The 15,688-nt window shown below is 36.5% G+C and carries 18 protein-coding genes and 1 pseudogene; 4 read left to right on the top strand and 15 right to left on the bottom strand.

What is annotated here, in order from left to right:
* Positions 1 to 44: 44 nt before the first annotated feature.
* Positions 45 to 230: an aspartyl-phosphate phosphatase Spo0E family protein gene (locus J2Z82_RS12620; RefSeq protein WP_209481148.1), complete on the top strand. Its 186-nt coding sequence runs from the start codon at positions 45 to 47 to the stop codon at positions 228 to 230.
* Positions 231 to 232: 2 nt separating this feature from the next.
* On the opposite strand, the gene J2Z82_RS12625 is transcribed toward J2Z82_RS12620, so the two are convergent.
* From J2Z82_RS12625 to J2Z82_RS12660, 8 genes and pseudogenes are all read right to left on the bottom strand, one after another.
* Positions 233 to 1,111, bottom strand: a complete 879-nt coding sequence (locus tag J2Z82_RS12625) for a DMT family transporter (RefSeq protein ID WP_209481149.1) — start codon at positions 1,109 to 1,111, stop codon at positions 233 to 235.
* 105 nt (positions 1,112 to 1,216) lie between these two features.
* A pseudogene (locus J2Z82_RS12630) lies at positions 1,217 to 2,382 on the bottom strand (lactate 2-monooxygenase).
* Positions 2,383 to 3,109: 727 nt separating this feature from the next.
* Entirely contained in the window at positions 3,110 to 4,468 is a 1,359-nt protein-coding gene (locus tag J2Z82_RS12635) for an FAD-binding oxidoreductase (protein ID WP_209481150.1), read from the bottom strand.
* Between the two features lie 27 nt (positions 4,469 to 4,495).
* Complete coding sequence (locus J2Z82_RS12640; protein ID WP_209481151.1) at positions 4,496 to 4,882, bottom strand: VOC family protein; 387 nt, start codon at positions 4,880 to 4,882, stop codon at positions 4,496 to 4,498.
* 61 nt (positions 4,883 to 4,943) lie between these two features.
* Positions 4,944 to 5,837 (bottom strand): aminoglycoside phosphotransferase family protein, encoded by an 894-nt coding sequence (locus J2Z82_RS12645; RefSeq protein WP_209481152.1) that lies wholly within the window; start codon positions 5,835 to 5,837, stop codon positions 4,944 to 4,946.
* An 80-nt stretch (positions 5,838 to 5,917) separates the two neighbouring features.
* The gene (locus J2Z82_RS12650; RefSeq protein ID WP_209481153.1) at positions 5,918 to 6,853 is read right to left on the bottom strand and encodes a DUF4349 domain-containing protein; all 936 of its coding nucleotides are present in this window, start codon (positions 6,851 to 6,853) and stop codon (positions 5,918 to 5,920) included.
* Positions 6,854 to 6,965: 112 nt separating this feature from the next.
* Entirely contained in the window at positions 6,966 to 8,333 is a 1,368-nt protein-coding gene (locus J2Z82_RS12655; RefSeq protein ID WP_209481154.1) for a TrkH family potassium uptake protein, read from the bottom strand.
* Between the two features lie 159 nt (positions 8,334 to 8,492).
* Positions 8,493 to 8,903 carry a cytochrome-c oxidase gene (locus J2Z82_RS12660; protein WP_342453638.1) on the bottom strand — a complete coding sequence of 137 codons (411 nt, stop codon included), beginning with the start codon at positions 8,901 to 8,903 and terminating at the stop codon, positions 8,493 to 8,495.
* Positions 8,904 to 8,988: 85 nt separating this feature from the next.
* On the opposite strand from J2Z82_RS12660, the gene J2Z82_RS12665 reads away from it, so the two are divergent.
* The 3 genes from J2Z82_RS12665 (at position 8,989) to J2Z82_RS12675 (ending at position 11,760) form a co-directional block, all read left to right on the top strand.
* Positions 8,989 to 9,486 carry a GNAT family N-acetyltransferase gene (locus tag J2Z82_RS12665; RefSeq protein ID WP_209481156.1) on the top strand — a complete coding sequence of 166 codons (498 nt, stop codon included), beginning with the start codon at positions 8,989 to 8,991 and terminating at the stop codon, positions 9,484 to 9,486.
* A 418-nt stretch (positions 9,487 to 9,904) separates the two neighbouring features.
* A complete protein-coding gene (locus tag J2Z82_RS12670) occupies positions 9,905 to 10,492 on the top strand; it encodes a TetR/AcrR family transcriptional regulator (protein WP_209481157.1) in 588 nt (195 codons plus the stop codon).
* Between the two features lie 11 nt (positions 10,493 to 10,503).
* Positions 10,504 to 11,760 (top strand): MFS transporter, encoded by a 1,257-nt coding sequence (locus tag J2Z82_RS12675; RefSeq protein ID WP_209481158.1) that lies wholly within the window; start codon positions 10,504 to 10,506, stop codon positions 11,758 to 11,760.
* 32 nt (positions 11,761 to 11,792) lie between these two features.
* Here J2Z82_RS12675 and J2Z82_RS12680 read toward each other — a convergent pair whose 3' ends face one another.
* The 7 genes from J2Z82_RS12680 to J2Z82_RS12710 all read right to left on the bottom strand — a co-directional run bounded on the left by J2Z82_RS12680 (position 11,793) and on the right by J2Z82_RS12710 (position 15,500).
* Positions 11,793 to 12,371: a histidine phosphatase family protein gene (locus J2Z82_RS12680; RefSeq protein ID WP_342453639.1), complete on the bottom strand. Its 579-nt coding sequence runs from the start codon at positions 12,369 to 12,371 to the stop codon at positions 11,793 to 11,795.
* 33 nt (positions 12,372 to 12,404) lie between these two features.
* Positions 12,405 to 12,947, bottom strand: a complete 543-nt coding sequence (locus tag J2Z82_RS12685) for an N-acetyltransferase (RefSeq protein ID WP_209481159.1) — start codon at positions 12,945 to 12,947, stop codon at positions 12,405 to 12,407.
* Positions 12,948 to 13,057: 110 nt separating this feature from the next.
* Entirely contained in the window at positions 13,058 to 13,789 is a 732-nt protein-coding gene (locus tag J2Z82_RS12690) for a hypothetical protein (protein WP_209481160.1), read from the bottom strand.
* 34 nt (positions 13,790 to 13,823) lie between these two features.
* A complete protein-coding gene (locus tag J2Z82_RS12695) occupies positions 13,824 to 14,684 on the bottom strand; it encodes a hypothetical protein (protein WP_209481161.1) in 861 nt (286 codons plus the stop codon).
* 92 nt (positions 14,685 to 14,776) lie between these two features.
* Entirely contained in the window at positions 14,777 to 14,953 is a 177-nt protein-coding gene (locus J2Z82_RS12700) for a hypothetical protein (RefSeq protein ID WP_209481162.1), read from the bottom strand.
* A gap of 36 nt (positions 14,954 to 14,989) precedes the next feature.
* Positions 14,990 to 15,187 (bottom strand): DUF2197 domain-containing protein, encoded by a 198-nt coding sequence (locus tag J2Z82_RS19780; protein WP_209481163.1) that lies wholly within the window; start codon positions 15,185 to 15,187, stop codon positions 14,990 to 14,992.
* A 100-nt stretch (positions 15,188 to 15,287) separates the two neighbouring features.
* Positions 15,288 to 15,500, bottom strand: coding sequence for a hypothetical protein (locus J2Z82_RS12710; protein ID WP_209481164.1), 213 nt, complete (start codon positions 15,498 to 15,500; stop codon positions 15,288 to 15,290).
* Positions 15,501 to 15,688: the final 188 nt, after the last annotated feature.

A 15,688-nucleotide genomic window follows, 5' to 3' on the forward strand; every position in this document is an offset into this window, starting at 1 on the left:
AATTTACTAGTTAGCTCTAATATAAATGAAAGGAAGTAATTAGAATGATTCAGGTAGAAGAAGTAATCAAACATAATTTAATCGCAGCAATATCAATGAAAAAGGATGAAATGGTTCAGTTAGGCATGAAATATGGATTGGCACATTATAAAACAATAAAATGCAGCCAGCAGCTAGATAAGCTTTTAAACATCCATCGATATGGTAAAAAGTACTTCGTTAATTATTGAGATCATTTCCTTTTTGTTGTTAAGATTACGCCACATATAACTGCCATTGCTCCAATAATTTTCATTATTGTAATGGACTCACCTAGCCAAAAATAGGCACCAATCATGGTAACTATCGGCAAAAAGTTTAAAAATACGGAAGCCTGTGAAGCTCCAAGTATTCTTACTGCACGATTATAGAAAATTAATGCGATGAAAGATGGAAAAACACCAAGATACACTAAACTGCTTAAATTCATAGGTGTCAACAAGGAAGAAGGAACCCCTGATACAATCCACTCTGCAACAACAAAAGGGAACAGGACTATAATAGATATTCCACTCATTACCAAAAGTGCAGCATTTTGCGGGAATAGATGCATATATTTTTTTACAGTAATCGAGTAGACAGCCCAACAGCCAATAGCTCCAATCATGATACCGTCTCCAATATTCCAACTCATTTCAGCCAACTGAAATAGCTTCCCATCCATTACTACCCAAACAGCTCCAACAAGGGATAATAGGACTCCGGCCTTTTGCATATTCCACAGCTTTTCTTTTAAAAGCACAGCACTTAACACGACCGTTACAACTGGTATAACTGTTTCAAGCACCGACACATTTGTTGACGTGGTAAATTGTAATGCGCCATAGATAAATGTATTGAAGAACGTAATTCCTGTTAAAGTCATAATCACAAATGGCTTTTTATATTCCCACATTTTAAAGCGATAATTCCAGGCTTTCTTTAAACCAAAAGGTAAAATAATCATAAAAGCCACTACCAACCGAAAAAACGCAATTGTGAACGGGGGCAGTTCGTTTATAGCCTTTCCCAGAAGAATATTTCCTGCATAGAAAATAACAACGAAAACCATCATTATGTAAGGATAAATCATCGAATCACTCGCTAATTTTAAGTTAGCCTTAAGCTTATCAAAAATGCTCTCCACTTAAAAAGAAGTTGTACATGCAAAATACATTACATGTACATGCTTCATAACTTATTCAGATTCTCTAAGCAGTGATCTATCCAATCCTTCCACTGATCTATTTCCAGATAGCGCCAAGGTTAAATCAAAATCTGCAATCATATTTTTCATGACTTCTTTAACTCCATCTCCACCCGCAACTGCCAATCCATTCATAAATGGCCTTCCAACAAGCACGGCATTAGCGCCAAGAGACATCGCTTTTATAATATCTGAACCACGGCGAATCCCACTATCCATTAACACGGGGATTTTGTCCTGAACAACATTACAAACCTGCGGTAAAGCTTCAAGTGCACCTATTGCTCCATCCACCTGCCGTCCCCCATGATTAGAAACAATGATCCCATCAGCCCCATATTCAAGAGCTAATTTTGCATCCTCAGGATCTAGTATTCCTTTTAATAAAATTGGAAGATCCGTATGTTTCCGTAAAAAAGCGATGTCTTCCCACGTTAGCCCAGCATTTCCAAACACTTGGGTCCAATGCATTATCGCTGCAGTCGGGTCCACTTCAGGTGGCTTTTTAAGTTTTGAGCGAAAGGCAGGATCTGTTAAATAGTTTCCAACTCCTTCACCAAGCAGGAAAGGTAAATAAACATTTTTTAAATCATATTCACGCCAAGCCAGCATTGGTGTATCTAATGTAACCACAATAGCAGAATAACCAGAAGCTTCAGCACGTTTTAAAAAACTAGCCGTTACATCAGGATCCTTTCCCCAGTACAATTGAAACCAGCGGGGTTCATCCCCCATTGCTTCAGCTATTTTCTCCATCGGAACAGTTGAAGCAGAACTGGCGATAAATGGCACACTCATCTCAGCGCAGGCTCGGCAGAACCAAGATCTCCTTCTTCATGAATAATCGACTGTACACCAATCGGTGCGTGTAACAGAGGGAAATTATATGTATGTCCAAACAGATTTACGCTTAAATCCCGGTCTTCCACATTCCGGAGCATACGAGGTACAATGTTCCAGCGGTCAAAAGCACGAAGGTTTGACTTCATTGTTTTGCCCCCACCTGCTCCACCCGCAACATAGTAGTAGGGTCCATCTTCCAGAACTTCACGTGCTTTCTTTTCCCAGTCCTCATAAACTACCGGCAAACGCTCCGAATCAGGGCTTGTCATCGTTTGATACACATTGAATTGAACTTGATTACCGAAATTAGACATTCACACTCTCCTCCTGCATAAGTTTATCCCTTTTTATTATATTGTAATTTGTCAGTCTTTTCAAATATTTATCTAGATGTTTTTGGTGCTCGCTCGAGTTTGGGGCGCTGTCGCTCAAGTTTGAGGCGTGCTCGCTCGAGTTTGAGGCGCGCTCGCTCGAGTTTGAGGCGCGCTCGCTCGAGTTTGAGGCGCGCTCGCTCGAGTTTAGGGCGCTCTCGCTCGAGTTTGGGATGCTGTCGCTCGAGTTTGAGGCGCGCTCGCTCGAGTTTGGGGCGTGCTCGCTCGAGTTTGGGACTATCTCGCTATGCCGGCAATCCGGGCAGGTTTTGAAATAACTGGTAACTAAAATATTCTTGGAACAAACTTAACTTAACCTCAGTCAAGGTCTGAAATTTAGGTGAATAATGCTATTAGAAAACTTGGCATTCGCCAAGCTTTTGGGCGAATTGCCTTAGTTGCACTTATGCAGTAAATTCTTATCTGCAAATAAAAACCGCTTCAACTTATGTTTAAGTCGAAGCGGTTTTTTGAGTTGCGTAGATGAGAGTTGATATCGTTCCGGTGCTGGTTGATATCCCCTGTTTCCGGTTGATAATCATTATATCTAGTTGATATACCTCGTTTCAGGTTGATAAGCATCATATCTAGTTGATTTACCTCATTTTAAGTTGATAAACTAAATTCCAGGTCGATATCCTCCCTATACAGTCGATAAACCAACTATACGCTATACTATTTTACCAGGATTCAACACGCCGTCAGGATCAAGAGCTTGTTTGATTTTTTGCATGACAATGAGTGATTCGCCGTGTTCTCTTGCCTGGTATTTTTGTTTACCTGTGCCAACACCATGCTCACCGGTACATGTCCCGCCTCTTGCAAGTGCATAATCAACAATTCGTTCATTTACGACATTAGCTTTTTCAATTTCAGCCGGATCATCGACATCGATCATTAATAGAATATGATAATTTCCATCCCCAACATGACCGACTATACCACCAGAAAGACCAGATTCATCAACGGCTTCTCTGGCATCTTTAACAGCTCCTGCCAGTTCAGAAATTGGCACACAGACGTCAGTTACCATCTGCTTTCTGCCCGGATGACCATGAATATATGCGTACGCAGCATTATGACGGGCTTCCCAGAGGCGATTTCTGGCAGCTGTATCTGACTCAAACTCTATTTTTTGACAGTTAATATCCTCAACAATTTCCTTCATAAATTCAACATCTTGCTTTAAGCCTGCCTCGTTACCGTGAAACTCCAGGAATAAAGTAGGTACTTCATTGTAATTAGTGTCACTAAAATGATTCATCTGCTTAATTGACTGTTCATCAACTAGTTCCACCCTTGCAACAGGAATTCCAGCCTGTAATATAGCAATTACCCCGTTAACAGCATCATCAACACTTCCAAATTCAGCTCTGGCAGCCATAATATGCTCAGGAATACCAATAACTTTCAACGTTAATTCGGTAAAACATCCTAGTGTCCCTTCCGAACCAACAAACAGACCGTTCAAATGATAACCTGACGATGATTTTGCAGCCATATTCCCTGTATGGATCACTGTTCCATCAGCAAGGACAACTTCCATATCGCGAACCTGATCCCGCATGATACCATATCTAACTGCAGTTGTACCGCTGGCATTCGTTGCTGCCATTCCACCTAATGTAGCATCTGCACCTGGGTCAACAGAGAAAAACAGTCCATACTTTTTCAGCTCTTTATCAAGTTGGGACCGTGTAACACCAGGCTGTACCTTTACAAGAAAGTCATCTTGCCGTACTTCAAGGACTTTGTTCATTAATGAAAAATCAACGCTTATTCCACCATGATATGGGATTGCATTTCCTTCCAGACTTGAACCCAGTCCATATGGTGTGACTGGCTTATCATACTTGTTTGCTAGTTTCATAATATTACTCATTTCATCGGCACTTTCCGGAAAAACGACAATGTCAGGTGAATGCGGTTTGTGATAAGATTCATCTGAACTGTGTTGATCCAAGATTGTATCATTCATGGTAACGCGGTCAGCCGTCAGCACCTGCTGTAGTTCTTCAAAAAGCTTCATAATAAAATCTCCTCGCATTCTTTTGTATTATTTTTCTTGGGAAATCTGAATTAGGTTTCCGCATGTATCATCAAAAATTGCAAAAGTTACGGGTCCCATTTCTGTTGGTTCTGCTGTGAATTCTACACCACGTTTTTTCAACCGTTCGTATTCTTGCTGAATATCATCTACCGCAAAGGATATCGTGGGTATTCCCTCACTATAAATCTCTTTTTGATATGTTTTTGCAGCTGGATTATCATTTGGTTCTAAAAGCAATTCAACTGAGTCAGATTCTTCTGGTGAAGCCACTGTAAGCCATTTAAAATCTCCGGCTGGCATATCTGTTTTTTTCACAAAACCCAAAACATCTGTATAAAATCTCAATGCCTTCTCCTGATCCTCCACAAAAACACTCGTTATTTTAATTTTCATCGTTACCCTCCAGTAGTAAACTATTATTTCAATTGTACCATTTATTTTTCAAAATTTTAATTCACATATACCAATTTGGAATACATTGTCTGAAACGATCGTGATCTTCTATTACATCCAATGAATAGGCCAGCATCCTTTCAAAGTTTTCGCTGCCCAATTTCTTCCCCCAAACTAGTGCTGAAACAATATGCATAGCACTGTACAAGGCATACAGCTGCCAGAATGATTCATTAATGGCAGTGTTTTTATGATATCCGTCAATAATGCCTCTGGTAAACGGGATGCTTATTCGTTTGGAAAAGAAACCTAGCTTATGTAAGTCATGAATTGGATCTCCCCAATCCATCCGTTGAAAATCAATAATCCCGGAAAAAGTTTTATCCTGTATTAGGATATTTGCAGGATGGAAATCATCATGCTGAAATGTATTCGGTCTGTCCTTCATCAAATGTTCATTCTTCTTTATATATATTGCAAGCATTTCCTTGATGTTTTTATCTATATTAATTTCTTTTAGCTGCTCGAGGTATCTATTATTCTTTTTCCTTTTAACAGAATACCAGGACGGATAATTTACAGGCGCTGAAAACTGATGCAGTCTAAGTAATTCTTCACCTGCGTGAAATCCTGCAGCATATTGCTCCTGTTCCGTTAAGTATTTCAAGGCTCCCTCCGCATCTTCACCTGGCAGGTATTCAAGGACCATGTATGCGACCCCATCATTTATTAGAGATTTAAATTCGAAGCCTTTTGGTACATAATTAGAAAATGCTACCAGTCTATTTAATATATCAAATTCTCTCTTTCTATTTTCATGGTTCTGAATTCGAAAAATCCTGATAAGATGTTTGTTATCAACTACATACTTTTTGTCATGCGAGAATCCTTTATTCAGTTCCACAATAGCTTTTGCATTTTTTAAATATGAGATTTTTTCTTCTAAACTAACCAATTGACCACCACCCTTATAGAATAACAATACGATTAAAAAAGGTACAATTCAATTAGAATTGCACCTTGGTAAAAAACTGATTATTCCCGATTGCTTCTCTTTCTTCTCTTAATAATAAAAAATATTGCAAGCCCAACAGCACCAAGGATGATGAGTACTGGTAAATTTCCTATAAAGAAGACGAACAAACTTGAAAAGGCTGATATAAGTATATTGATACTTTCCATGAATTGTTGTTTTGTTTTTTCCCAGGTATTTAAATCTTCCTTATTTATACTTGAAATGGTTACATTTTTTTCTTGAATATGGATCGTTACTGTTGCTAAGTCGGCTTTATTTTCGAGGTAATTCATTCGACCTGTTATCTCTTCAATCTCTCCTTGAACTTTTGCCAAATCATCCGAAATAGTTAATAGGTCTTTTGTCTTTTTTGCTTGTTCCATAAATGAAAGTAACCGTTTCTCGACAACACGTTTAGATTTCAATCGTGACTCCAGGTCTACGTATTCCTCGGTCACGTCCTGCCCGGAAATAGAACTTTCCAAAACCTCACTGCTGCCGTCTTCCACTAGTTGAACAAATTCCCGAAACTGCTCCTGGGGAATCCGAGCTGTTAATTGTCCATTAGTTGAACTGTCTTCAGAACCACCGTGCATGTTCGACTCCACTATATAACCACCGCGATCTGCAACTTGGTTCTGAATATCATTTACTGCTTTTTTATAATTCTTCACTTCGATACGAAGATTAGCTGTGTAAATTATTTTTCGATTTACATCGCTGACTTTCCCGTTTTGGGATGAAGCATCTTCTTGAGAGCCGCTATCGTCACTTACAGCACCATCACCCGTGCCACTTGAAACACTGCTGTTTTCCTGGGAAGATTTCTCTTCCGTATTCACATTAGCTTGGTCACTACTCGATTCACTGTCCCCCGCCTCATTGCTGCAGGCTGTAATTAGGATACTAATTCCAATAATCATGATAACGCGGAATAAATATCTAATATTGACCACCCCTTTTCTCTTTTAAACACAGACGGTATTTAAATGAAAAAGGTTACATGTTTGTTTTAATAAAAATGCCGTAATCAATTCTACCTTAATTTTGCCAGGATTTTTAATAAGTCTATCCTATTATCACTTTTTCCTTAGGATAATGGAACTTATCTTTAGTTACCTTACCTCTAATAAGGAATAAAAATGAGAATATACCAATCCTACCTACAAACATCAGAAAAATAATTATACCCTTACCAGCATTACTTAAATCAGATGTAATTCCCATTGACAGTCCGGTAGTTCCAAATGCTGAGGAAACCTCAAAAGCAATTGAAAGCAATGGAAAGGGTTCAACATAATTCAATACTATAATTGCAGTTATACATAACATTGCTGCAGTTGTTATAACAATAAATGAACGGATGACCTCTTCATTATCAAGTTCCCGTCCAAACACCTTAATACTAGTTCTTCCTCTAGCATAATTATAAATTGCTAACAGCATTATAGCGAATGTCGTTGTTCGAATACCTCCTCCTACACTACTTGGAGATGCACCAATAAACATTAACACACACATCATTATAAGCGTCGGAGAAGTAAATTCATTTACATCCATTGTTGCCAGACCACCATTTCTGGTCGTAACCGACTGAAATAGACTATAAAATATTCTTTCATGCCAGCTTTTATCCGCAAAGAACAATGAATTATGTTCTAAAATTAAAATTAATAGCCACCCGGCTAATATAAGTGCAAAGAACGTTACTGTAGTAAGTTTTGTAAATAAAGAGAAACTATGCTTTGGATTACGTTCATGATAATCTCCTCTTATAAAATCCTGTAGTTCCAGTAATACCGGGAAACCAATTGCCCCTAAGGTTAATAAAATAATATTGATAAATTGAACGAAATAGTCATTAGCAAAAGGAACAAGCGATGAGCCAGTTATATCAAAACCAGCATTCGTCGTAGCACTAACTGCCCCGAAAAATCCTTGTAATAATGCTTCTTGCCATGTGTCAAAGTAGGATAAAAAATAGGTACTTAATATAATAGTACCTATTAATTCAATTAGTAACACAATCTTCAGGATTTTTAACAATAATTGAACGAGCCCTCCTAAAGTTGTTTGGTTTTGGTCAATCTGAATGAGTTGTCTGCCTCTTAGGCCAACTTTTTTCCCGAGAAGAATCCAAATAAAAGTTCCTAAGGTCATTATCCCAATCCCGCCAAACTGCAATACTAACGAAAGCGCAATACTTCCAGCAGCATTAAATGTATCCGCAGTTGAAACAACTGTGAGCCCTGTAACACTGACAGCACTTACAGAAGTAAACAAAATATCAATAAACGATAAATCCACACCTTCATTATGAAAGAAAGGAATACTCAGTAATAACATAGAAAATATAACTGCTATCAAATAGAACAGAACGATTAGTCTAATTGTAGATAGGTAACTTACTTTAAATAATTTTGAAAATTTATTCATTAGAAAGTCTCCTTGCGTTTTAAATAGACAACTTTATATGATAATAAACTGTATTATACAGGAAAGTAAATAAGAAATTCTGTAATTTTTTATATAAAAAATAATCGTTCAATAAAAGAACGATTATTTACTAATAAATGAGCAAATTTTTATATTTTGTTAGCCTACATTTTTAAATACGTTAATTAAAAACAAAATCGCACCAACTACAATCATAATAGACCCTATTATTGTTAAAACGACGATTGAATGATTGGACGTTAATAGCATAATAAAGAGTGTACCTTGCATGAGTGGTAAACCGATATTATGCAGCCAAAAATGAATAGTTGCTAACTTCGTCTCACCAGCCTTTGGAAAACAATAATAAATAATTCCGAATAAAGCGAGTGACACCCAACCTAACAAATTTAAATGTGCGTGAACAGTAGTGAAACTAAAATTTTCCGTAATCCCCATTGTAAGCCCTAAACAAACTCCTAAGACAAAGTACACTGCTGCAATCTTAAGAAACCGCGCGGCCATATTACTCCCTCCTTCCATCCTATCTAGAATTATAGATAAATATATGTTTAAAAAATTGATTAATTCTTTGATAATTAGATATGGGCTATATGTTAGAATAATTTTATGTTAAATATCGAGGTGTAGAATATTGAATCTATCAATCGCAAAAGCAAATACAACGTATACAGTGGCAATTGCTGATATATGTGCAGCAGGATGGAAGCAGACAGTAGAAGGAAAGTTAAGCGAAGAATACCAAACGAAAAATATTGATTTTTGGTATAACCATAAAAAAGTTTATCATGACATAAAAGCCGGGCTTTATTCACATGTAGCACTATTCAACTCAGAAGTTGTCGGAGTAATTGGTGGCGCTATGACCGGTCCTAATGTGGGAGAGATATTTGTCCTTTATGTAGATGAGACGTATCGATATAAAGGAATAGGCAAACGTCTTCTGGAAGCATTTACGGAACAGCAAATTGACAGTGGAGCAACTGAGCAATGGGTATCGGTTCAGGACGAAAATCAGCGAGGTATCCCCTTTTATGAGGCAAGAGGCTTTGTGTATCAAAAGGAAAAAAATACAAAAACCGAGACCGGAGAGAAACAAGTTTCCTTACGATATTCCAGGCAATTGAACTAGTGTATTACAGAAAAGGACACTAAACGGAACCAGGACACACATAGCTGACCAGACGGATCCTCGTTCCGTTATCTGTGACAAATACCTTGTTTCGAGTTTAACTTCGGATCCTCGTTCCGTTATTTGCCTTTTTTAACCTCATATTCCATTGATTTTGTACATTTAGCGGAACCAGGATCCACCTCACCCCTCTAAGACCTGCTTTTCTCCCAATTAGCGGAATGAGGATTCACTTCACTTCTTGCCTAAGTGGTCTGCATTTCACAAGTTCCATTTTTTTATACAAAATTTTTATAGTATGGGTGTGTATTGTTTCACCCTTGAGATAAATCCTTATAATTTTTACTTGTTATCTCACCTAAATCATTGTAGAATAATAAATAATTGATTAATCAATCATTTAAAGGAGGGCATTACCTTGGCCAAACCGAGATCTAGTGAAAAGCGCAATAAGATTTTTCAGGCTGGGCTTCGTCTTTTCGCGCAAAACGGATACTCCAAAACCACTATTAAAGACATTGCTGCAGAAGCCAATGTAAGCTTTGGCACTGTGTTTACCTACTTCGAAAACAAGGAAGAACTTTTCCATTTATGTGTCACAGAACCAATTGAAGAGTTTAGAAATTATCTTCTTGAAACAAGTGGGATCCTGGAAAACTTTTCTCTTAATAAGTTAAAAGAAATAGTAGATGAACATGTCGCTTATTTTTTAGAGAAAGAAGATTACTTGCGTGTGATTCAATATGTTATTGGGCAGCCAGAAAGATTCCCTGAGATGATGGAAGAATTAGATCAGTTTTCCGATGAATTTATGTCATTCATTCAGGATATCGTTAAAACAGGCATGGAAAAAGGCGTTCTACCAGAAGGTAATCCTGAAGAAGTTGGATATGGTTATCTCGCCTTTCTGATGGGGGCTAGGCTGACATTTACCGATCATGCAAACGTACAGTTAACCAATGCATTTAAGAATCAGGCTTTACGTTTGTTTGGAATTGTTGTCTAGGAGGAAGGTATATGACAAGATTTAAAACGTTGCATAAATCTATTAAAATCCGCCTGTATTTGCAGTTCGCAACTATCCTGGCAAGTGCCACCATCATGCCCTACATAGCAGTTTACTTCACAGGCCTAGTTGGACCAAAAATAACTGGATTGCTTGTCGTACTTGTCATTTGCTCTGGTATAATAGGTGGATTAATCGGCGGATATTGGTCAGACCAGATTGGACGAAAAAAGCTGCTTGTCTCAGCTGAATTGGGTCTTGGTATTTCCTTTTTAGCAATTGCTTTCGTTAATTCTCCATGGACGGTAATGCCTTATGTCAGTTTTGCATTCTTTTTAATTAACATGTTTTGTAATGGGATATATATTCCTGTTTCAACTTCTATGATTTACGATTTGGTACAAAAAGAAGATCGTACATTTGTTTTTACTACTATATATTGGATTGCAAACTTGGGAACAGCACTAGGGACTATAACTGGGGCATTTCTATTTGAGGAATATCATTTTTATTTATTTATTTTTGTCGCATCCATAGCACTTCTATCTTCAGTCATAACTTACTTATACATCAGTGAGACATTCATCAAAAAAGTTGGAGAATATGATAAGGCAGTAAAATCACCTTCCATATGGTCCAATTATCAACATGTTTTAAAAGACCGGATTTATATTATTTTTCTGATTGGAACATTGTGTGTAGTCTCGCTTGAAAGTCATCTAACTAATTATATAGCAGTTCATTTACAGAATACAGTTGAGGAAACTTCCCTGTTTGGGTTCATTAAAATTGATGGGATAAATATGATTGGGATTTTGCACGCAGAAAACACATTACTTATCGTATTAGCAGTTGGCCTGGTAAGCTGGTTAATTAAAAAAACATCTGATTACACACGGCTTATCTACGGAATGGCAATCTACGTGTGCAGCTACGCCATTTTAAGCTACACTTCTGCCCCATTACTGCTGATTGGATTGATGGTATTCATTTCAATTGGTGAACTAATGTATGCTCCAGTTCGCCAAAGTTTGCTTGCTGATTTAGCAGACGAATCCCATCGCAGCTCCTACCTTGCGCTGAATAGTTTCATGGGTCAAGGGACAATGATCATAGCAGGTGCTGTTATCACAATTGGTGGGATTTTGCCGGGGTATATTATAAGCAGTGGTTTCCTGTTAGGGGGTATGACAGGAGTGTTTTTGATGGCTTATGTCGTGAATCAGCTAAAAAGAAATGAGTATGATCAGCAAAAGCAAACTGGATAACTCACTTCTTTTATGGATTCTTGTAGTGAACTTTAACGTGAAAGATGTGAAGCCTGATTAAAATCTTTCACATTCCACTTCTCTTCTTGAAAATAAATATTGCTTATACAGGCGTTTACTAGTTTGGTCTTTCCTGAACCTATCTCACCATCTGAAATAGTACCTAGAATAGAATTTATTACTGCACCATGTGCTACAAGCAAAACCATACTGCCTTGATACATTTGGTTAATTTCATGAATTCCTGCCATAATCCGTTCTTTAAATGACAGCTCGTCCTCCTGATTTGGAAATAATTTATCCGGAAACTTTTCTAACCTCTCTTGTGGTGTCGTCCCCTCAGCATCACCAAAAGATTTTTCCTTAAAAGCAGCCATTTCAGCAAAAGGGATATTCAATTTTTCATTTATAATCTCAGCCGTTTGCTTCGCTCTTGTCAATGGACTTGTGATTAGTACATCCCATTGTGACGACTCTAAAAATTCAGCGCATTCCTCAGCCTGCAAAATACCTGTTCTATTTAAAGGTATATCCGTTGCTCCCTGCAACTTTTGGGATGCGTTCCAATCTGTTTCTCCATGTCTTATTAAGCATATAGTAGTGATGATAATTTCCTCCTTTGTTTCCTGGTATTATTTAATGCCTCATCGGTAAATCTTTTTTCCCATTATAACCTGAACATCACCCATTGATATAACTGCAGCATTTTCCTTAATAACTTCCCACCCCTTGCTTATGTATAAATTTATCGCAGGGTTGTTTTCTGGCGAAGTTGTTAAAACAGATGTATCATGATTAATCTCACTTAATAGTCTATCATGCAACTTCCCACCGATTCCCATGCGCTTAACCTTGTTTTCTACAGCTAGTTCAACAAACTCGAAACAATTGTTTAACCATTCGATTTGTTGTTTGTCTGTTAATTGTGCCGCCAGCTTCTCACGGTAAAATTGACCAGGCAAGCTTGTATAGCCATATGTAAATCCAATTAACGTTCCACTTTTATCTTTGGCCATTAATCCCCTGAAACCGTTATAACTAGTATGTTTATTAATATTTTCAACAGCACTTTCAAAGTCCAAGGATGTATAGGTATTTCCTATAAATGTTTTACAGTAAAGTGCTGCAATGCTATGTAGATCTTCATTCTTTTTATCAAACGGAATAATTATTATGTTATCAATCATTGAATCATTTCTCCCATACTATCTTTGTATAAGCTATGTTTTTTCCTCAGGGTTACATGTTAGATTGGCTTGCACTTCCAAATAACTCCATCTGACCTATAACTAATCTATTAAAAAAGATCGAAAATAGACTTCGGTGCCTGTCCGTTTTTTAACATACCTTTAATTACATACTTTAAATACACTTTCCCGTTCTCTTTTTCAAATATGCCAATATATTCTTCACCGGTTTCATTAAATCGTATATATTCCTTCCACGCTACACCGTATGAAGTCGTACTATTCTCACCCGTTTTTACAGACTCTGACTTAGTGGTTTGAGAAAGCCAGTAATAATTGAGTTCATCATGTGAATCATATAATAACCATTCCTTGTCATTTACTGAAATCCCCTTTTGCATTAGCACGTAATATCTAAACATTATATTAGAACTGTCCTTACCGTATTTTTTTATCCTTCTCTGGATTGAGGAATCATTTTCAAAAACTGCTATGTCCTCTACATCTTCAAAATTATTGATTTGAGTATTAATTTCCTTTGAATACAGGATATTACTAAATTCAATAGGTGGGATAACATAATTAACAAGCAGAAACCCTATTAAAGAAAATAATAGGGTTAATTTCTTTAAAGACAGATTATATCTTGAATACTTGATTACTATAAAAAATGCGATTGCAATCCCTATTGGTATATAAACGAAACCAATATTTAAAGATAGAAGAAATGTTAAAAACAGAAGAACAATTTTCCCCCAAAATAAGTTCTCTTTCTCTTTACCTTCTCTAACTATTAGAATAATTAGAAATAGGAATGTTACGGATAAAAATAAATAATACATCTTTCCTCCTCCAAGTCATTCGGTACACTGAACTTTAATACGTGGTATCCGCAATTGTTTCATATTTCAACCCCAACCCATCTTCAACAGTAACACGAAGTTCAACTTTAGCTTCATCGTCTATCTTATCTTTAAGATTGTAGGAGTTATGGTAGTTGATATCTTCCGTAAAGGAATCGGAATGCATCCCCTGATTTCTCTTTAATATATCCATTTCCTTAATCGGTTCTCCATTCACATACAGATATGCTTTAGCGCTTTTCACTTTTAAATCATCTTTATTTTCTGCAAGCATGAACTCCTGCTCTAAGCGATTATGAATGTTTATGTTCACTTCAAATTGCCCATTACCTCTTGGATGTAAAAAAGCATCAATCATGATCCGATTGTCTAACTGTTCTTTAAATTTCAGGTTTAACAAGTCCTCACTTCTCTTACCATCCGCTGATGTCGCTATTACTTGTGTTTCATAATTTCCTTTCAATGGAAAAGTATGCTCTAGAGAATAGTTTAGCCCACCTTTATTATTAACTTCAAGCTCCGTCCATTCCTGAGCACCTTCTTCTCGATATAAGAAAGCTAACTTCTCTTCATCAAGCAGGTCTCTTAAACTCCATTCTAAAATCACGTCAATTTTATTTTCCTTTAAATCGACATTAGTAATTTTATATTCTTTTTGTGGTATCCATAATTGTTCTCGTAAAAATTTATCCATCTGTGAATTTACTTGTGAAGATATATTTCGTACAGAATTGTTTACATTTTGGACTTCACCTTGCATATTATCTACCATTTGCATTCGATCCTCGATATTACTAATTTTAACGTAGTTTAATAGACTAAAGATTATAAGAATACCAATTGCAACACTATATATTATGTTTTGCTTTGACAAATTTCTACCCCCATATGAACCATTTCTTCAAAGACTCCTTATTTTCAAATTAAATCTACTTCAACGATTCAATTAAGACCCTTTAATGACATTTAATCCCCTCGAATATTCTCACCCATTGAATAATGGTTTCTTTCGCCTGTATCAGTACTAGAAGTTTTGTATTGATCGTAATTTTTGTTGGTTCGCTTTTTGCGCTTCAAATCAACTACAATACCAAAAATCAAAACCGGGAATATAAACACACCTAAGAAGATTACCCAGAACATATTGACTAATCCCTCCTTCGAACAATAAGCAAAACGTCATCGTAAAAATTTACTGTACTTATCAATTATATCTGGATCTAATCCAGTAGTTGATTGAGCTTCCCTTTGCATTGATTCGTTACACTTTTTACAGACATAGTGTGCTTTTGGATTCTTTTTAATTTTTTGGTACTGAGCATCTGAATAATCAATTGTATAATTCTTTTTGCAGAAAAAGCACTTTGTTTTTATCATTCTTACCCGCTCCCTATCCTGAACTTGTGATGTACATTAATAAATATAAGCACTTGGGGTTTCAAGAGTCTTCATCCCCTTGAATACACACATATTTTTACTAGTGTACTACTTGTTTAATAAGCTGTTCTGCAATATTAAGTGAATCCTGCTTATTTACTTCATCATTAAATACTACCTTTAATTTGTACGAACTTTCTCCAATATTAACAAATATTGCATGCTTATCGTCAGTTAAAGTTTGAAGTTTTTCTCCTGAAATACCTGAAATTATAAGAACCATCATCATAGAAAATACAATTACTCTCAGCATCATCACCCCTAAAGTTGAAGAACTCCTTACTATATATATTTCGCTAATTATGTCCAAATTCCTTTAATCAAGTGGGTTGTTTTAATAGATGGGCACCCTAAAAAATAAATAAATATTTTATTTTTAAAATGAATGTTTTATTATTTTAATTCGTCTTATATATAGAAAAAAATTATGAAATGGGAGGA

It is taken from the genome of Virgibacillus litoralis (assembly GCF_017873675.1).
Lineage (GTDB): Bacteria > Bacillota > Bacilli > Bacillales > Amphibacillaceae > Lentibacillus > Lentibacillus litoralis.